24 protein-coding genes and 1 pseudogene are annotated in these 16,137 nt (G+C 47.6%); 8 read left to right on the top strand and 17 right to left on the bottom strand.

Annotated features, from left to right (window positions below; all coding sequences use genetic code 11):
* Nucleotides 1-104: 104 nt before the first annotated feature.
* A complete protein-coding gene (locus tag FDW98_RS05530) occupies nucleotides 105-479 on the top strand; it encodes a FlxA-like family protein (protein ID WP_167373427.1) in 375 nt (124 codons plus the stop codon).
* Nucleotides 480-804: 325 nt separating this feature from the next.
* Here the strand turns inward: FDW98_RS05530 and FDW98_RS05525 are convergent, their stop codons facing one another.
* The 15 genes from FDW98_RS05525 to FDW98_RS05455 all read right to left on the bottom strand — a co-directional run bounded on the left by FDW98_RS05525 (nucleotide 805) and on the right by FDW98_RS05455 (nucleotide 9,812).
* On the bottom strand, nucleotides 805-1,404 hold the full coding sequence (locus FDW98_RS05525) for a hypothetical protein (RefSeq protein WP_137398762.1): 600 nt from the start codon (nucleotides 1,402-1,404) through the stop codon (nucleotides 805-807).
* A complete protein-coding gene (locus FDW98_RS05520; RefSeq protein WP_137398761.1) occupies nucleotides 1,401-1,760 on the bottom strand; it encodes a RusA family crossover junction endodeoxyribonuclease in 360 nt (119 codons plus the stop codon). Before FDW98_RS05520 ends, FDW98_RS05525 begins: the two co-directional genes overlap by 4 nt.
* 2 nt (nucleotides 1,761-1,762) lie before the next feature.
* The gene (locus tag FDW98_RS05515; protein ID WP_197971199.1) at nucleotides 1,763-1,969 is read right to left on the bottom strand and encodes a hypothetical protein; all 207 of its coding nucleotides are present in this window, start codon (nucleotides 1,967-1,969) and stop codon (nucleotides 1,763-1,765) included.
* Complete coding sequence (locus tag FDW98_RS05510; protein WP_073464675.1) at nucleotides 1,969-2,568, bottom strand: DUF1367 family protein; 600 nt, start codon at nucleotides 2,566-2,568, stop codon at nucleotides 1,969-1,971. Before FDW98_RS05510 ends, FDW98_RS05515 begins: the two co-directional genes overlap by 1 nt.
* A 671-nt stretch (nucleotides 2,569-3,239) precedes the next feature.
* Complete coding sequence (locus tag FDW98_RS05505; protein WP_137398759.1) at nucleotides 3,240-4,052, bottom strand: hypothetical protein; 813 nt, start codon at nucleotides 4,050-4,052, stop codon at nucleotides 3,240-3,242.
* Nucleotides 4,053-4,127: 75 nt separating this feature from the next.
* Entirely contained in the window at nucleotides 4,128-4,742 is a 615-nt protein-coding gene (locus tag FDW98_RS05500) for a hypothetical protein (protein WP_103285395.1), read from the bottom strand.
* Between the two features lie 9 nt (nucleotides 4,743-4,751).
* A complete protein-coding gene (locus FDW98_RS05495) occupies nucleotides 4,752-5,519 on the bottom strand; it encodes a TIGR04255 family protein (RefSeq protein ID WP_137398758.1) in 768 nt (255 codons plus the stop codon).
* Nucleotides 5,520-5,641: 122 nt separating this feature from the next.
* A complete protein-coding gene (locus FDW98_RS05490; protein ID WP_103285397.1) occupies nucleotides 5,642-5,989 on the bottom strand; it encodes a hypothetical protein in 348 nt (115 codons plus the stop codon).
* Nucleotides 5,986-6,231 (bottom strand): hypothetical protein, encoded by a 246-nt coding sequence (locus FDW98_RS05485; protein WP_103285398.1) that lies wholly within the window; start codon nucleotides 6,229-6,231, stop codon nucleotides 5,986-5,988. The genes FDW98_RS05490 and FDW98_RS05485 overlap by 4 nt, the downstream gene beginning before the upstream one ends.
* Before the next feature lie 49 nt (nucleotides 6,232-6,280).
* Entirely contained in the window at nucleotides 6,281-6,820 is a 540-nt protein-coding gene (locus FDW98_RS23575) for a protein regulator of cytokinesis family protein (RefSeq protein ID WP_233899540.1), read from the bottom strand.
* Nucleotides 6,817-7,128 carry a hypothetical protein gene (locus tag FDW98_RS05475; protein ID WP_103285399.1) on the bottom strand — a complete coding sequence of 104 codons (312 nt, stop codon included), beginning with the start codon at nucleotides 7,126-7,128 and terminating at the stop codon, nucleotides 6,817-6,819. The genes FDW98_RS23575 and FDW98_RS05475 overlap by 4 nt, the downstream gene beginning before the upstream one ends.
* An 18-nt stretch (nucleotides 7,129-7,146) precedes the next feature.
* Entirely contained in the window at nucleotides 7,147-7,896 is a 750-nt protein-coding gene (locus FDW98_RS05470) for an ATP-binding protein (protein WP_126317838.1), read from the bottom strand.
* 2 nt (nucleotides 7,897-7,898) lie between these two features.
* A complete protein-coding gene (locus tag FDW98_RS05465; RefSeq protein WP_019076921.1) occupies nucleotides 7,899-8,846 on the bottom strand; it encodes a DnaT-like ssDNA-binding domain-containing protein in 948 nt (315 codons plus the stop codon).
* Between the two features lie 167 nt (nucleotides 8,847-9,013).
* A complete protein-coding gene (locus tag FDW98_RS05460) occupies nucleotides 9,014-9,553 on the bottom strand; it encodes a toxin YdaT domain-containing protein (RefSeq protein ID WP_137398757.1) in 540 nt (179 codons plus the stop codon).
* A gap of 31 nt (nucleotides 9,554-9,584) precedes the next feature.
* Nucleotides 9,585-9,812, bottom strand: a complete 228-nt coding sequence (locus tag FDW98_RS05455) for a hypothetical protein (RefSeq protein ID WP_019076923.1) — start codon at nucleotides 9,810-9,812, stop codon at nucleotides 9,585-9,587.
* Between the two features lie 68 nt (nucleotides 9,813-9,880).
* Between FDW98_RS05455 and FDW98_RS05450 the strand changes: the two genes are divergently transcribed.
* The 3 genes from FDW98_RS05450 to FDW98_RS05440 are packed head-to-tail and all read left to right on the top strand — an operon-like array spanning nucleotide 9,881 to nucleotide 11,525.
* Nucleotides 9,881-10,603, top strand: a complete 723-nt coding sequence (locus FDW98_RS05450; protein ID WP_087121837.1) for a S24 family peptidase — start codon at nucleotides 9,881-9,883, stop codon at nucleotides 10,601-10,603.
* A gap of 60 nt (nucleotides 10,604-10,663) precedes the next feature.
* Nucleotides 10,664-11,047: a hypothetical protein gene (locus FDW98_RS05445; protein ID WP_137398756.1), complete on the top strand. Its 384-nt coding sequence runs from the start codon at nucleotides 10,664-10,666 to the stop codon at nucleotides 11,045-11,047.
* Entirely contained in the window at nucleotides 11,040-11,525 is a 486-nt protein-coding gene (locus tag FDW98_RS05440) for a hypothetical protein (protein WP_137398755.1), read from the top strand. Before FDW98_RS05445 ends, FDW98_RS05440 begins: the two co-directional genes overlap by 8 nt.
* A gap of 21 nt (nucleotides 11,526-11,546) precedes the next feature.
* On the opposite strand, the gene FDW98_RS05435 is transcribed toward FDW98_RS05440, so the two are convergent.
* A complete protein-coding gene (locus tag FDW98_RS05435) occupies nucleotides 11,547-11,753 on the bottom strand; it encodes a hypothetical protein (protein WP_170975197.1) in 207 nt (68 codons plus the stop codon).
* Between the two features lie 252 nt (nucleotides 11,754-12,005).
* On the opposite strand from FDW98_RS05435, the pseudogene FDW98_RS23570 reads away from it, so the two are divergent.
* Nucleotides 12,006-12,122 (top strand): annotated as a pseudogene (locus tag FDW98_RS23570) (hypothetical protein); the annotation flags it as partial.
* 253 nt (nucleotides 12,123-12,375) lie between these two features.
* On the opposite strand, the gene FDW98_RS23785 reads toward FDW98_RS23570, so the two are convergent.
* On the bottom strand, nucleotides 12,376-12,576 hold the full coding sequence (locus tag FDW98_RS23785) for a YdiH family protein (RefSeq protein ID WP_158654537.1): 201 nt from the start codon (nucleotides 12,574-12,576) through the stop codon (nucleotides 12,376-12,378).
* Between the two features lie 181 nt (nucleotides 12,577-12,757).
* On the opposite strand from FDW98_RS23785, the gene FDW98_RS05420 reads away from it, so the two are divergent.
* The 3 genes from FDW98_RS05420 to FDW98_RS05415 all read left to right on the top strand — a co-directional run bounded on the left by FDW98_RS05420 (nucleotide 12,758) and on the right by FDW98_RS05415 (nucleotide 16,129).
* The gene (locus FDW98_RS05420) at nucleotides 12,758-12,964 is read left to right on the top strand and encodes a hypothetical protein (RefSeq protein ID WP_016156718.1); all 207 of its coding nucleotides are present in this window, start codon (nucleotides 12,758-12,760) and stop codon (nucleotides 12,962-12,964) included.
* Between the two features lie 11 nt (nucleotides 12,965-12,975).
* Nucleotides 12,976-13,137 (top strand): YdaE family protein, encoded by a 162-nt coding sequence (locus FDW98_RS23365; RefSeq protein ID WP_057064861.1) that lies wholly within the window; start codon nucleotides 12,976-12,978, stop codon nucleotides 13,135-13,137.
* A gap of 139 nt (nucleotides 13,138-13,276) precedes the next feature.
* Nucleotides 13,277-16,129, top strand: coding sequence for a RecE family exodeoxyribonuclease (locus FDW98_RS05415; protein ID WP_137398752.1), 2,853 nt, complete (start codon nucleotides 13,277-13,279; stop codon nucleotides 16,127-16,129).
* Nucleotides 16,130-16,137: the final 8 nt, after the last annotated feature.

Raw genomic sequence — 16,137 nt, 5'->3', positions numbered from 1 at the left:
CAAATAATGCTGTGGTGCAGGAAGCCACAACTTAACCTTTGCTAATAAAGTAATTTCGAAAGATGACGATAATGGGTAATAAATGTAAGGTCGGAGGAACCACCATGAGCATGACAGTTAGCACTTTGGGTCAGGACATACTACAAAGCACAGTAAAACAAGCACCTTCAAGTACTGGCAACTCTGTTTCACAACAAATTCAAAACCTGAAAAAACAAATTGGTGAGTTGACAAAAGAACTCAGCGCCATGGGTTCAAAAATAAATGAAGTAACCTCCGAAGATGAGGCAAAACTGCTTAAACAGCAGATGGAGATGATTCAAAGGCAAATCGAGTCTATATACGCAAAAATTGCTCAATTACAAAAACAAGAAGCAGAAAAAAACCAAATGGCATCGGTAGCATTACCTACGGTAAGTGACAATTCAAGTTCGAACGTTGCAGGGAATAATACTAAAAATATTGATGTCTACGTTTAGCAGTTGCCCCTCTCTCATTTTTCCTCTGAGCTAGAAACGAAAAAGCATTGGAGCATTGTGAGAACTTGTTTTCAAGTTAACGATTTCAGCTCGGCGATATGACAGGGGTACTGGTGCAATGCACCTCGCGAATACCCCTGTCGTATCGCCGGAAAGCAAAAACCCCGCGCTGGCGGGGTTCTCGTTATATTCAAATTGTTCGCTTTTCGTCGCTGCCATCGTGGCGCAGCTCTGCCAAGCATGAATGGATTATCTGATTTTCTGGCCCATTTTCAACACAACAATCTAAAAATAGCACTAATAGCTAAAATTGATTTCAGTGAGTCTATTCAGATAACAGTTTGCGTGCTTCCAGAAAGACCTTTGCTCTGAATATTTCCAGACACCAGCGCACGCGCTTCCTCGCCTCCCCGTCAGTTAGCCATGGCGCAATAGCCTGCAATTCCCGGGTTATGTCTGATATTTTTCTTCGGGTGGTGTAATACTGAAGACCGACTATATAAACCGGATCATTTATATCCAGCGCCTGCAGTACGCATTGCTCAACAAAATCGACATCGTCATTATGCAGGGCTTTATCAATCACACTGGCAGGTGACTGTGGCCAGAGAATGCAGTGTGCTCTGTTCATTGCCTGCTGCCCACGGAACCCCTCTTCTCTCGCCTGATTTAACGCTGCGGTAAAGCGCTCCAGTGCCTTATCTGACCAGTTCCTTCCTTTGATCACATTCCAACATGCCTGGCCCCGCGGCATACGGGGTGCAGTATTTCCTCCTACACCTTCGCCCCATGTTGTGAGCAGGGATTTAATCCATCCGGACTGAATCCCCGTAAGGAGAATACATTTACCCAGCCAGCTTTTACGCGGCGCAGCTGCTGCTTTTTCAAATGCTGACTGTTTTAGTCTGCGTTGGCGTGGCGTCATGCTTTTAGCTCCTCAATAATTATTCTCCCGGTTTCTCCCCATGATTTTGATACCCGTGCATCCCATATATGAGCATCATTTTCGTAAATGGCATCCATCAGGGCTTTCACCATATTGTCGAAATCAGGTTTAGCCTGGTGTGGTTTACCGTTGAACTCAGTCCGTTTCTTATTGCTCCAGCTCGCTGGCATAGGAAGAATGAAGGTGACATGAGAACCGCTTTCCGGCAGCTCAACACCCAGCAGACGAACTTCATCACAGAAAGCCCGGTAACGCAGAACCTCGGGGCGTTTTTTCCATTTGTCAGCGCGCGTCATTCTGGGCTTGCCCATTGGGGTGATATCGTAGACTTTCACATTCACCTCCAGATCCGTTGTTGCCAGGTTCTGTCCTGACGAGGAGGCTTAGATACTTCCGGCAAGAACGCGCTGATCGTCCAGTGAATAAAGTCATTATCCAGACTACGCTCTGTCCTAATCTGCTTTGCGCGATAGCGGGCTTCCAGTTCGTCGGCCTGCTCGGTTGTGCATTCGTGATGGTGGAACCAGGAATATTTCATCGCCATCACCCCGCAAAGCTCATGAGTTGCGATGCGGCGTTTTCCGCTTCACGCTGGTCCTTGAATGCCCGGGACAATACCCAGCGCCACAGAACATCAAGCGCGGCTTTGTACAGCTGCTGGAACTCGGTTTCGTCCATGTTGGCGAAGGCAATGCTGCGGGGGTGTTTGCGAAGGGTGCCGTCGGGAAGCTGTATGGCGTCGTAGTGACCAGACTCGATGATCACCCATGCACGATAAGCATCATAGGATTTGCAGATGCTAATGCTACCGGCTCGCTTATCAGCGATACGCTCCAGATATTGCTCAGCAGCATCCAGGAGTGCGGCTTCACTTCCCGCGAATGAGGCAAGAAACTTGGCATAGCCGGTCACCAATTTACGTTCGTTGGAAGATATCGCTCCTCCAGTAGGTTCCCAGTATTCAAACCCGAGATTCAGGAGCGCAAAGAAACGGCGATGGAATGCGGGATTCCTCACCTGACGAAATTCGGCTACCAGTACGGCGCCGAGTTTGATTTTTGATTGCAGAATATCGCTGGTCTCCGGCGTCGCGGGGATCAGGATTCCTGAGGACTGCTTGATGAGTTGTAATTCGTGCGCCATGGTTTCTCTCCGTGGCGCATCAAGTTGTCAGTTGTTCAGGCTGACGCGGGAATTATGGCGGTTTGATTATGGAAAATCAAAGGTCATTTTAATCTAACTATTCACTGCCTCGGGAAGGGGGTGAACCTTTGATCGCTCAATAAGTTTTCCGATATCATCTTGGCTAACCATCCCATGCGATCCCTCTCCTAACGCTACTGCATAGCTCTTACCTAAGTGATTCATGACATGCACTTTTAAAGTTCGCTCTGAGTATTGAGGGGCGTCATCGTGGGCTGGATTAAATACTAAAGACTTAGGTAAAACGAAGCCTGCGTCCGGCGAAGTCCGAACAACGTCTCCGTTTCGCCAACATCCAACCAGCAGATAATCAATATTCATATTTTACCGCCTTAATGATGAATGGTACTTACCAGAGAGCCACATAGAAACTTGGCTTGATGACATTATATCAGGCAGCGGCTTCGTGTTCTCTACAAAGTTCCGGCAGGTTAGCCCTCACCAGTGCTTCAGCAAACGGCGGCGGGACGGCGTTACCGCAGCGGGCAACCCAATAAGAAACATGCCTATAAAACATTATCATTAATTGCACTTAGATATAGAGCAAACGTAATCATTATAAATTTAAATAAAAAATGAAGACTACAGTTGATAAATTATTATGCTCTGAGTTAACTGCCGAAAAAGCCAGCAGGTAACGCACCTTCTGCACCTGCATCGTTGTATGTATAGTACTCTAGAGAATAACGTTTAAATTGACGTTCTAGACTCTTTGTGAACTCCCCCTCGGGGAGAGTGTTTATACTTTCCAAAACAACGCCCTCCATTGAAGAAAATATCCCTTTTATTCTTTCAACCATTGCAGGTACATTATTTTTCATAACCTGAGCTAATTCACGCCCTCGAAAACTTTCAGGAATGGTTAGCACTATTGACAGATTATATTTTATCTCATCATCTAACTCTTCGTCAGTTGAGAGGGCAAAGTGCACACCTGAGCAACAATTAACATAATCATCACTTTTCCACATTTTTTTCAACAACTTATCCTTGCTGGCAATTCTCCTGTTAAATGCATCTGGAAAAGTAGCCTGGTTAAATCGCCCGCTGATCCAATTAAGAAGGCACTCTAAAGCCAAGGGACCCCACTTTAACTTCAAATTTGGGGTGCTATTTTTTAAGAGAAACTCTCTTTCTATTTGGGCGAATCCAAGCGAAGAAATCTCCATCCACTTGACATTATCTTCACCATCAACAAAATATGGCAAACATAATCTGCGAGGGTTTCTGGCATTCTTAAACTCCGAACGTTCGTCACATGGGGTACCTATCACTACTTGCACCCAATGTTCTCTTTCGAAGTCCATATCGATCAAAGCACATTCATATAATACCGGAATCAAAACTGCATCTTTCTCGGTATATAATGATGCTAGTTTTTCAGGTAATGTGGCTAAGAGTGCGGGATGATTAAAGAGACTCACGAATGATCCTCTCATCCATCCCGCCTTGATTAACTCCTCTCGATTTAACCCTGACATCCCTTAACCCTCCAATTACTAGGCCAATCTGGCTCTAACCGAATACCCTTCAATCTGCGCATAAATGTCATAATACGCATCGACCATTTTATTAAGATCTAATGGTTCTTCATAGAACGCCGTTCTAATCCCCTCATTACCCATTTTCCCAAAAATAAATTTCTTCAGATATGGCGCGTGGCTTATATCCATTTCCTTATAGAAAGCTTCAAATGCATTTATTCTTGATATGGTTGCATTTTTTATTCTAGTTTCTTTTTTACCATTCCAATTGTAAATCGTTTTTCTTTCCACCTTAAGTAACGAAGCCCATTGAGATACGTTAAAGTTGAATCCCTTCTGTAAAGCATTGCTTTTTTCGATGGCACTTGGTTCTTTTTTTACATCAATTTTCGATGAAGAATTATAGTTTCTTACAATTGGTTTAATTTCAACAGGAGATGCTCCAGTCATTGAACCAACATTTAATAAACTAGATAAAGCGAAAACACCTAAAAGGGCCTTACCAACGACAGTGCCTAAATTTTTTCGCGCCTCAATAGTATTGTTGGTTGTCTTGTATGATTGCGCAGAACTAGCCGGCAAAAATGGTCCGGTACCGATTTTTATCCCGCTTGTAACGAAACCAGTCATACTAACCTCCTATAATACTATGTGTTTGAATATTGCATTAGATGCAACTCTTAACTCATTGAGTTTATTTGATATAACGTCAAGATTAAACTCTTCCATCCTATCTTCTAAAAAATAAAATGAATCTATATCGACATGTGCTACAACCCCAGCATCAATATCAACTGGATTTAATATGTCAGAAGCAAGTTCTGCAAGTTCTGGTGTAATTTTAGGGCCATTGATAACGACACCGCTATTTATACTCAAGAAATATCTTTTCTCCATATCTTCGTACCTAGAAGAAAGATTGCTTCCTCCCCTATTATAACCATCAATTATAGGCTGTAAGAATTCAGATCGATTAATACCAAATTCATTCGATAAGTCAGCTGAATGTGGAAACTTATTTAAAAATCTCATCCCTATAAAAGAAAAATGCGATATGCCCAGAGCTTCCTGAAGAGAAGATAAAAGCTTTTTCATTCTCTTTTCAAAATCATCAAAACAATCATAATTTTTTGTATGTAATATGATATGCTCAGGCGTTATACGAATTGCCCATTCTTTATTGGCCGAAACCAATGTCAAAACAGGATCTTCTTCCTGAATCATTTCCGGGATACCCGCTCCCTTGAACTCTATCTTAAATGTCTGTACATTTTTTTTAGGCAATACAATAGGATACTCTTTCCTCAAAGCTTCAAGTATATAATCTGATGCTGAAAGAAAAGTGGTATTAGGTATGCGCCCAAACTGAATCTTTGAAAGCATATATATTAAGTTTTTATTCATCATAAGTATGATCCTCCATCACATCACAACCAACATTTTACACACTTTTTTGGCTTACCACATAAAAATTACACACTTTTTTTTCATTTTTCTGCTCCCTCGCACCGGAATCCCGCCAGCCGAATCTACCGCTTGGCGAGCGTAATGGCTTCTTCATGCGCTTTTTCTTGCTCATTCCAGTAGCCGTTTGTTTTTGGCAACAAAACGGGATTAGCTAACTTTGCCTCCAGTTCTGCCATGCGCTTCTCTGCGGCTTCCAGTAGAGAATGAAGCCGAACGCATTCTCCGTTGCGTTGCCCAACGACCGCATTAAGATCATCAATTGCTCGTCGTGCTTGCAGAAGCTCTCGGAGCGCACAAGCAATATCCGCGCTTTCCTGTGCAAATTCATAATCACCGATTCCTAAAGCCTCCTGTTCCGCCCCGTGAAATTCTTGAAGACGGAAAAGCAACTGCCCCTCTGTTAAGTTCATCGTTCCATCCCCTGCTTTAGTTCCTCAGTTAAAAAATCAACGCCTTTTTGATAGATGCCAATAAGCTCTATGTCGTCATCAGTTTTTTCTTTCCATGCTTGCATTGAAGAAAGGCCGTCTTTCAGCCGGGGCAAAAGGCATTGACATAGATAGGCTCTTCGCCCCTCGATGCACTCACGAGAAGCGTCGTTAATGTAGAAATTAATCAATCTCGCAGCGGCGCATTCTGATGCTGGAATCATAGCTCTGCTCCTTGCGCCGCTTCACGCAGCGCCTGTTTGTTGAGTGCTGTCATTGGGCTGCTCCAGTTCTAAGTTGAGCCATTCGCAAAGCTGATTCTGCAATGTTGTCTTCTTCGGTTTTCAACGGCTCCAAATCCACTTCACCTTCCCTGGCGTTAATTACCCACTGACCGAATGGAGTGATATTGCGGATTCCATGAGGACCTTTACCTGCCAGCCCTATTTCAACAAGTCGCGCCATCGCTTCTGCGCCAATGTCATACCCTTCCCCGTCTTCGCATGTTTCATTGAAACGCATCAAGGCGTTGATATCTTGCTCCTGCAAACGAGGCCAGTGACCCGCCGCCAGCTCCCTGCACTTGCTCTCGGCGTTAGCGAGCTGTACTGCCATGTCTGTGACTTCAGCTTCAAGGTTTTCAGTGTATTCAATCAGGAGATCGATTCTTTCCGGCGTTACGGTTTTAACGTATTTGCAAATCGATGACGCATAATTATCATCCTGGAGTGTGCCAGCCAGGCCATTACAAAATTTGCGGTTCCCTTTTGTCGCCTTGATATCGGCGATGATTTTTTTAACATCTGGTTTCATGCTGATGCTCTCCCGTAAAACGCCAGTACACGCTGCATAGCCGGACTTGTGCGGCATACTGATGTGACCATGTTTTCGCTCATGTTCGATTTGAGCTGCTTGATGTTCAGCTCCCCGCCAGGCTGAAGTGAATAGACCGGGCGGTGCGGCTCGCCAGTGCGGATTACTACCGCTCTGCGTACCAGGTGAAGCAGCAGGTTGTGTGCCTTCTTGCAGTCACATCCCAGCAGGCTCTGGACCTGACGAGGCGTGATGGTCTGGTTAACCCGAAGGAAATCGACGATTGCCCACAGTGATTTGCTTGCCATAGTGATTTTCCCTCGAGGTTATTTAACGATCCGGAGATGGCTAACGTTCTTGCGATAGCTGCCCCAGTCAAAGTTCACCCACATCCCGCCATCCATCTGGAGGCGATCGATAACCCGCGCACCCAATGCGCCGAGAAGTTCGTCATGGTTCAGATTCGTCAGAACGCCAACTGGACGCATCGACGACAGCCGACGGTCGATAACCTGATTCAGGATAACTTTCTCCCCGTTGCTACCGCGCTGAATACCGACTTCATCCAACACCAGCAGATCAACTTTGCAGAGGTCATCCAGAAGTGAAGCCTCTGACTGGCCACCGTCGTAACACTCGCGAACACGCAGCATCAGGTCAGGGATTGTCACCACCAGCACTGATTGGCCACCGGACAGGAGATGATTTCCGATCGCTGCTGCCAGATGGTTTTTACCGGTACCAGGCCCGCCACTGAACACGAAGCTCGCAAAGCCAGCCCCAAAGTTCTGTGCGTAGCTTTTCGCCATGGTGTAGGCCTTGCGCTGTTGCTCACCGGATACTTCGTAGTTCGCGAACGTGCAGCTGCGGTGCAGGCTTTGAATTCCTGAGCGGCCGAAGATTTTCTCTGTGCGCGCTTTCTGATTCAGCTTGTCCAACTCTTCGCAATGTTTCAGTCCTTCTTCCCGTTGCCACGCCAGAAGCTCTGCTGCGCTGGTGAACTTAGGCTGAACGCCTGGCGGTATGAGTTTTTTCAGGCGCTCAAGAGCACTGCCGGAATTAACAATGTTTTTCACCGTTACCCCCTGAATCCGGTTGGGATGGTTTTATCTGGCTCAGAAATTCGGTTGGGATCTCGCTGTCCAACATGGACGGTCCTTTGGCCGTGACCACGCGATTGCAACAGACTGTTGGCAAAGGTCTGCTCCCAAGCCAACTGGTGTTTAACCTTGCCGTCAGGTATCCAGTAATCACGGAATTGCTGAAGTTCTTCAGCGGTGTAACCCGGCTCAGTGCCGACGTTCTTACCCCAGAGCGCAGCCTGACGCACGAAGTCTGGAGACGGGGTCCATGAGTCAGTGATCGGAAATTTACCCAATGGGCCAAAATCCAGACCGGGCCCAAAATCCTCGTTCTGAGGTTTGGGAGGGATAGCTGGCAGAGGTGGGTGATTTCCAGAAATATCATCCCCAGAATGACTTCCGCCCGCGCGTTCTCTCTCTGGGTTTAGATCTTCTCTTCTCTTCTCTTCTCTGTGGTTACTCGTTACGTTATTAGTAACGTAACGAGTAACGTTACTTTCCTGGAGTTTTTTCCGTTCACGAAACTCCTTCTGGCGCTGCGCATTTGTCTTGGCCGTAGCTGAGCGCATATCACCTGACGTATTGTATTCATTGAAGTTTGGAAGAATGACGCAGTTATTCTCCGCATCATAAATGGCCCAGCCTACGGTTGATAATGCAGCCCCAAAACCGGGTACTCCGACAATATCATCGATATCAGACAGGTCTGCATTTTCAAATACACCGTTACGCGAGTGTTCATTTGCCGCAGACCAAAACGTTACTAGTAACGACACCGTAACGTTACGGGTTACGTTACGCGTTACAACGTCTGATAACGTGGTGTTATGCGAAAGTGTGAACATTTTTCCCACCTCCGGTGAACGCTCCAGTATTCGCGCAATTCCGTTCACCTTCGGGCTGGTGACCAGTGATGTACGCATCTTTATCCAGTCTCCGGCCATTAAGTCCTCCTGAAGAATAATTAAGGGAAGATTTATCCAGTCGCGGTCCGACACGCTGGCAAAACAATTTGTTGTTAGGCATACTTACCCCGCAATGATTTCGCAATGAATTGCACCAGAAAGCCGTTGGTGTTCGCGCACCGCGGCTTTCGCCATTTTTGAACCGGTCATATAGCCCCCAGCATCATCTGCACCATCTCCATCAGCGGCCCGGTTAAGCCAGGGTCAACGCGGTACATCTCCACGATCCCCTCGCTCAACTCTTTCAGCTTCTGATGACGTGGAGCATCCATCGCGACGGCTATCTTCGCTTCGCTGGTTTCTTTCTCCATACGCGCCAGACGAGCCATAACGTTGTCTTCTGGCAGCAGGCGGTTGCGGAACTCGAGTGGAAGAACAGCAAGAATTGCCGGGGTCAGTTGGCGAACGTTCTCGCGGTACCGTTCGCTGTTGAAATGGTTATCCAGGAAGCGGAAAAGCTTCTGCCGCTTTCGGCAGAGATCGTCAGGGAAAGTGATGTCGTAACCACCCTGCGCCTGGTACTCTTCGATGATCAGAGCCGTAACTACGTCCTGACCATCTGCGCCCGCCCAGGAGCGAACGGCATCACGAATATCTTCATGGCTAGGTCCCTTGCACGCTTGAGCACGATTTATCACCGCCTGCTGCGGCGATCCTGTATCCTGGTAAAACGTAAGTGATTGCATAGTGCTTTCCCTTTCGTGGTTAAAGCGCCGGTCAGGCTACTTTTGGTTTGCTGATTTCAAGAATTTGGGTGGTGGTAAAGCGACCACCTGAGGCCTCAGCAATTTTCGATGCATAAGCTGTCTCACCGGTGTAATCAGTACGTGGCAAGCACCCACTATTGATCCACTTGTAAATTGCTCGCGGAGTCCGCTCGCATGCTTTGGCCACCACGGGTACGCGAATCAATTTGATGATTTCGCCAAGGCTTGTTGGTTGCATTTTTTAACCCTCAATATGAACTGTAAGTACATATTATGTCGGAACTGATAGTTCACGCAAGAGATATTATGATTGAACCTATGGTTCAGGAAGAAAAAGCGCGAAAAGACTTTTCCCATAGGCTAGCGCTGGCCTGCGATAAAGCTGGTTTGCCGGTTCATGGTCGTCAGGCTGAGATAGCCAAAAAGATGAAGTTGACACCAAAGGCCGTAAGCAAATGGTTTAACGGGGAATCAATTCCAAGACGCGGGAAGCTGCAAGAGCTTGCTGCGAGTATTGGTACAACTTCAACTTACCTGTTAGGTGACAGCGAGGCTGATGGAATATCTGAGGGACGCTTGCAGAAATCGACAGAAATATTTCGCATAGATGTGCTCAATGTATCTGTCAGTGCAGGCCCGGGCGTGATCAATAGCGAGTTCGTGGAGGTGCTTCGCTCTGTGGAATACTCAGTTGAAGATGCGCGCCAAATGTTCAACGGACGAAAGCAGGAACAAATCCGCATCATCAACGTCCGCGGAGACAGCATGTCTGGCACGATAGAGCCGGGTGATCTGCTGTTTGTCGATATAAGCGTTCAACACTTTGATGGTGATGGAATTTACGCTTTCATTTATGACGACACATCCCATGTGAAGCGACTTCAGAAGATGAAAGATAAACTCTTGGTCATCTCAGACAACCAGACCTATCGACCGTGGGAGCCGATTGAGAAGGAAGAGATGAACAAAATATTCGTATTCGGAAAGGTGATCGGTAGCATGCCGCAGACCTACCGTAAGCATGGGTAGAAAGGAAATGTCTGCTTCATCTTTATGATTCATCCATTCAAATGAAAAAGGAGGTGGCTGATGAAAAACAAAAGCTCTAAATACCTTGAAAAAATACGACCTCAATTAGAATGTGTAACTGTTGAGCAATTTTCTGCTTATCTGAATGCTGTGGGTGCCAGTAAAAAATGTCTTTCTTGTGGTAGTCACGAGCTTGTCGCTTTAACAACGAACAGATTGCCTGACTCACTCTCGCCAGAAGATCAACTAATTGACCCAGAAGGCATTTTTGAAAAGTATACGTTCATGAAAATTCACTACGGGTATTCCGAATTAGATATAATCGTTGGATCCGATATTTTTTTTAGGACGACTTGCAAGAACTGCGGATTCACAATGAGCTATGTAGCCCCCAAAGTTACTCACTGGATACAAAAGGAAAAAGAGTCTCATACTGATGAATGACGTGTTTGATTATGAGAATGTACAATACCTGTTCCCACAAGAGGTTGAAAAGGATAACATCCGTTCCAGGAAAGATGCTGGAGATGGTGATTTGGTCGCTATGAGCAAAGATGAACTTGACGCTAGAATGGCTCAAAACAAAGCAGAGGTGGATGTAGTTGCCGCCGAGATGCGACGCGAGATGGCTGAGTTTCGAGCCTTTCAAGCGCAGCAGTTTTCTGCAATGAATACATCTATGTCTGAAATTAAAGCGCAGATTTCAGGCGTTAATGGCGAAGTAACTGGGTTAAAGGGGCAGATTGATGGGCTGAAAACCACATCTGCAACTCTTCAGTGGATGGTTGGCGCCATCCTGGCGCTACTGGCGGTTATCCTTGCACTTCCTCAAGTGCAAACCTACCTAAAACCAGTCGAAATAATCCAGCCAGCACCAGCACCAGCACCAGCACCAGCACCAGCACCACAAAATAATAAATAACCCGGCCACCGCGCCGGGTTTTTACTGCCCCTTCCTCACGAACTCCGCTGCATCCCGCAAAAATCCCTTGTGGATTACATTCCCTACAGCCTTACGCTTAGCTTCCAGCTGGTCGACAATAGCGTCACGGTCAATCACCACACCATCAATTATCAACTCAACAACCGCCCCACCAATCTCACCAGCTATGAAAGCTGCGCGATCTTCCAGCAATTCATCACGTGACATATCCATACCTAAGCCCATAGCAATACCCTGTTTGGTGTTTTTTTGAGCATAGCAAGACTAGAGAAAAAAATAAATAATCTTAAAGTTCATATTGTTATGCGTTTATGAACTTGCCACATCACTTAAATGTACTATTGGTACTTTACTTCAATGAACTTATAGTACATTATCATCCCATCGCGAAACACTAAGCGCATCAAGTTCAAACGTTCCGCCAGCCTGGCGACAAGGGCAAAGCACAGGAGCTGTGAGATGGAAGAGTTAAAACACGTAATCGCATTGTTGCTGGAAGACGCCAAACGCTTGCAGCAGATTAAGCCAAACGCAGGTACTGAGGCCCGCATTACACAGGCTATAAAAGTGCTTGAACCTGCCTTTAACGCCAAAATCGAATGCTCAACAAGAAAGGCATCGCTCGAAGCCCCAAAAAAAGCCGAAGAAACCATTATTTTTGATGGCGTGCTAGCTAATGAACAGTTTGCAACTCATGTGGTGGATAAATTTCACCCTACCATTTCTCGAGTGATTGAAGAGATGGTTTTGAATGGCAAGCCGGAAGATCAAATTAAAGAAGCCGCAGCAACAACCGGCAGAGCAATCGTTGCTGGGGTAAGGGAGTTAATTAGAAGTGCCTCCACTCGTTTGAAGGGTGAGCCTTCGCCTCACGCTCAAGTTCAGAAGGACTAAGTTCGAGAAGGTCGGCAAATCTGGCCCTTAACCTTTGAACTTCGCAAAGAAACTCAGCTTCATTGCAACTATTTTGGGGTGGATTGTGGTGAAGAAACTGAAATGCGAGTTGGGTTATATCAATATTATTTTTCATTTTTGAATTCCTTGCTGGCTGTGTGAGAACTACCAGCATACCACTGAGCCTGAAGTGGATAAAAGACAGGCACATAAGAGTGGGTTTCGCGGTGGTGAATTGCAGAGTTAAAACGCTCAACCGTGAAGATCAGCGTCACGGCACCACCAGCGAAGTTCACTCAGCAATAGTGGAGAACATCATGGTTCATCAGCACTACGGTACACAGACGGTAAACCGCGGCGCAGTTCAGCCTGGAATGCTCGTCAAACACAAGGATTCAACCTGGACGGCATCAGCTAATGCTCGTGGTCGTTTGTATCTGCATCGCGGCGTTGAGATGACTTACACCAGGGATTTGCTGGTTGAAGTTTATCTGAACGGTCTGGGGAATGGCCTCAGCCATTAACGGAGAGTGTCATGCAAGACAAGAAATGCGGTTACTGCAGCAAGCCGGTTAAACCGGAAGAAGTAATCAAAAGCACCCTTCTCTATCGCAACGGCTCACTGCTGGCGCGCAAAGAGAAAGAGTACTGTTCCAGACGTTGCGCTTCGCACGACCAGATGGCTCACGAAGGCTAACGTACACCCCGCGCAAGGCGGGATCTACGTCCGGTGCCACCGACCAAAGTTACACCGGAAACAACATCAAAACCAAAGTTAACCCAATGGGCGCTATCAATGGTCCGGGGATTCTAACACCCAAAAATGAGGATCTCACATGGAATTCTTTTATGTGGTTAAAGCCACTCAGAAATCCGGAAAGCAAGATGCAGTGGTCTGGTTCACTGCCAAAACCGAGGCTCGCGCCAACCTGATGCTGGACGTTGCGCTGGAAGATGCTGGCATCGAAACCGGCCGCGGCAAGGACTACGCCAAACCGATTCGCACTGATTTCCCGGTGTACAACGACCTGCCAGAAGAAGGTGAAGTTGATTTCACCTGGTGTGATCGTTACGAACTGGCCGAAGACCAACGCACCTGGAATGTGAAATTGAAAGCTGATAATGCGGCGCAGGAAGTAAACCACCAGGCTGATGACAATGTTGTTGATGATGAAACCGGCCACGCAGAAGAGTCTCAGCAGGTAGAACAGCCGAACCTAATCGTTGTTGCCACCCTGCCATTCCGCCAGCGCGTACTGGCTCAGTTCATCGGTGATGGTGAATATCTCTATCACGTCGATGCCGGGCAGAAAAACGATATTGTCCGTCTTGAGATGGACACTGATGACGCGTACGTCCAGAACCTCCTGCTGGCTGCTGAGAATGTAGAAGCATTCAAAAAAGCTATTGATCTCGACATCCATAGAGTCGTGAAAGCCGTTAAGCAAGTATTCTCTGTCGACGGGAAAAAACCTGATCTGGCAACAGTTATCCAGTTCCTGACGGTGTGGTTCAAAACTGATTACATCGATCGCGGCCTGCTGGTCAAGGAATGGCAGAAAGGCAATCGTGTAACAACCATTAATCGCACACCTTCAGGTGCGAACGCCGGCGGCGGCATTGTCTCTGACCGAAAATTCCCGCAAACCATTCTCGGTCTGGAGCATGAGATTGCTCTGGCGTTACGTGCCCGTGACCGCGAATTTGATATTTACAACGTCCCTCTGGATATAGAACTACAGGCAAACTCCATCATGAATAAGATGGACGATCCCGAATGGCTGGCGACTCGAGAGAGATTCGTTTCAATTCCTGGTGGCCTGGACTACTCACGTGCCTGCATCATCGCAACAGTAAAAACCACACCAGAGGGGCTTTATGCTGATCCTGTAAAACACCAAGAATATTTGAATAGAGTACTGACGGAAACCGATCACACAAACCCAGATCCGTTGCTCGTTGATATAGCCTGCGGTCGTTCGTCTATGCCTGTACCTATGAAACAGGAAAAAGTAACGGCTGAAGAGGTAAACAAAATTCTTGCAGCTTCCCGCGGCGAATATGTTGAGGGGATTAGTGACCCTACAGACCCGAAATGGATCACAGAAGACCTCGCATCAAACGACCAACAAAAAGATGACCGTTCACCAGTTAAAGAGGAAACCACCAGCAATGTGCAGATGGAAGAAACTTTCAGTGATGAAGAACAGGCTGGTAATGAAGTGCAGCCAGGCGAAAGCAGTCTGGAAACTGGTGAAGAGTCACATACCGGCCAGCAAGCCGATGTAAACCAGAATGCGGACTCTGTCGTCCAAAATAGCGATTCTGTAAACCAAGCCGAACCAGTTGCTGCGCAAACCGAGCCAGAAGCGAAATCTGACGAACCGGCTGTTGTGTATCCCGCTTACTTCGAGCCTGGGCGCTATGAAGGTCTGCCGAACGAGGTTTATCACGCAGCGAACGGGATCAGCAGCACGCAGGTAAAAGATGCCCGCGTCAGCCTGATGTACTTCAACGCACGCCACGTCGCCAAAACGATCACCAAAGAGCGTTCTCCGGTACTGGACATGGGTAACCTGGTGCACGGCCTTGCGTTGCAGCCAGAGCAGCTCGATGAAGAGTTCAGCGTTGAACCGGTGATCCCGGAAGGCGCGTTCACCACAACGGCAACAATCCGCGCGTTTATCGATGAGTACAACGCCAGCCTGCCAGCGCAATTGAGCGCCGACGATATCAAAGCGTTGCTGGAAGAATACAACACCACTCTGCCTGCTCAGGTGCCACTGGGTGGGTCCGTCGAGGAAACTGGCCAGAGCTACATGTCTCTGCCCGAAGAGTACCAGCGAATCGAAGCGGACCAGAAACAGACCGCCGCGGCGATGAAAGCCTGCATCAAGGAATACAACGCCACTCTGCCTGCTCAGGTGAAAACCAGCGGCAGCCGTGATGCGTTACTCGAGCAACTGGCAATCATCAATCCCGACCTGGTGGCGCAGGAAGCGCAGAAGCCGCAACCGCTGAAAGTGTCCGGTACCAAAGCTGATCTGATTCAGGTCGTTAAGTCTGTTAATCCAGACGCCGTCTTCGCCGACGAACTGCTGGATGCATGGCGCGATAATCCACAAGGGAAAGTGCTGGTCACCCGTCAGCAACTAAGCACCGCACTGGCCATTCAGAAAGCCCTGCACTCTCACCCGACCGCCGGGATGCTGCTTCAGCATCCGAGCCGCGCCGTTGAAGTTAGCTATTTTGGCTTTGACGATGAAACCGGTCTGGAAGTCCGCGTTCGTCCAGACCTTGAGATCGACCTGGACGGCGTGCGCATTGGTGCCGACCTGAAAACCATCAGCATGTGGAACGTTAAGCAGGAAGGCCTTCGCGCCAAACTGCACCGGGAAATCATCGACCGTGACTATCACCTGAGCGCCGCCATGTATTGCGAGACCGCAACACTGGACCAGTTCTTCTGGATTTTCGTCAACAAGGACGAGAACTACCACTGGATTGCCATCATCGAGGCATCCGCCGAACTGCTGGAGCTGGGCATGCTCGAGTACCGCAAATCTATGCGCGCTATCGCCACCGGCTTTGACACTGGCGAATGGCCAGCGCCGATCACCGCTGATTACACCGACGAACTGAACGACTTCGACCTGCGCCGCCTTGAAGCGCTGCGTACTCAGGCATAAGGGGAACG

It is taken from the genome of Citrobacter sp. wls711 (assembly GCF_005281055.1).
Taxonomy (GTDB): Bacteria; Pseudomonadota; Gammaproteobacteria; order Enterobacterales; family Enterobacteriaceae; genus Citrobacter; species Citrobacter gillenii.
This window is presented reverse-complemented; position numbering and strand designations above follow the sequence as displayed.

Bases quoted from the DNA above. Each gene is read 5' to 3' on its own strand.
- FDW98_RS05485 (WP_103285398.1), bottom strand. From the start codon at position 6,231: ATGATTCCAGCATCAGAATGCGCCGCTGCGAGATTGATTAATTTCTAC.
- FDW98_RS05435 (WP_170975197.1), bottom strand. From the start codon at position 11,753: ATGTCACGTGATGAATTGCTGGAAGATCGCGCAGCTTTCATAGCTGGT.
- FDW98_RS05445 (WP_137398756.1), top strand. From the start codon at position 10,664: ATGAAAAACAAAAGCTCTAAATACCTTGAAAAAATACGACCTCAATTA.
- FDW98_RS05475 (WP_103285399.1), bottom strand. From the start codon at position 7,128: ATGGCAAGCAAATCACTGTGGGCAATCGTCGATTTCCTTCGGGTTAAC.
- FDW98_RS05490 (WP_103285397.1), bottom strand. From the start codon at position 5,989: ATGAACTTAACAGAGGGGCAGTTGCTTTTCCGTCTTCAAGAATTTCAC.
- FDW98_RS23785 (WP_158654537.1), bottom strand. From the start codon at position 12,576: ATGAAAAATAATATTGATATAACCCAACTCGCATTTCAGTTTCTTCAC.
- FDW98_RS23575 (WP_233899540.1), bottom strand. From the start codon at position 6,820: ATGAAACCAGATGTTAAAAAAATCATCGCCGATATCAAGGCGACAAAA.
- FDW98_RS05500 (WP_103285395.1), bottom strand. From the start codon at position 4,742: ATGACTGGTTTCGTTACAAGCGGGATAAAAATCGGTACCGGACCATTT.
- FDW98_RS05530 (WP_167373427.1), top strand. From the start codon at position 105: ATGAGCATGACAGTTAGCACTTTGGGTCAGGACATACTACAAAGCACA.
- FDW98_RS05510 (WP_073464675.1), bottom strand. From the start codon at position 2,568: ATGGCGCACGAATTACAACTCATCAAGCAGTCCTCAGGAATCCTGATC.
- FDW98_RS05455 (WP_019076923.1), bottom strand. From the start codon at position 9,812: ATGCAACCAACAAGCCTTGGCGAAATCATCAAATTGATTCGCGTACCC.
- FDW98_RS05495 (WP_137398758.1), bottom strand. From the start codon at position 5,519: ATGATGAATAAAAACTTAATATATATGCTTTCAAAGATTCAGTTTGGG.
- FDW98_RS05415 (WP_137398752.1), top strand. From the start codon at position 13,277: ATGGAATTCTTTTATGTGGTTAAAGCCACTCAGAAATCCGGAAAGCAA.
- FDW98_RS05465 (WP_019076921.1), bottom strand. From the start codon at position 8,846: ATGGCCGGAGACTGGATAAAGATGCGTACATCACTGGTCACCAGCCCG.
- FDW98_RS23365 (WP_057064861.1), top strand. From the start codon at position 12,976: ATGCAAGACAAGAAATGCGGTTACTGCAGCAAGCCGGTTAAACCGGAA.
- FDW98_RS05420 (WP_016156718.1), top strand. From the start codon at position 12,758: ATGGTTCATCAGCACTACGGTACACAGACGGTAAACCGCGGCGCAGTT.
- FDW98_RS05440 (WP_137398755.1), top strand. From the start codon at position 11,040: ATGAATGACGTGTTTGATTATGAGAATGTACAATACCTGTTCCCACAA.
- FDW98_RS05460 (WP_137398757.1), bottom strand. From the start codon at position 9,553: ATGCAATCACTTACGTTTTACCAGGATACAGGATCGCCGCAGCAGGCG.
- FDW98_RS05525 (WP_137398762.1), bottom strand. From the start codon at position 1,404: ATGACGCCACGCCAACGCAGACTAAAACAGTCAGCATTTGAAAAAGCA.
- FDW98_RS05515 (WP_197971199.1), bottom strand. From the start codon at position 1,969: ATGGCGATGAAATATTCCTGGTTCCACCATCACGAATGCACAACCGAG.
- FDW98_RS05450 (WP_087121837.1), top strand. From the start codon at position 9,881: ATGATTGAACCTATGGTTCAGGAAGAAAAAGCGCGAAAAGACTTTTCC.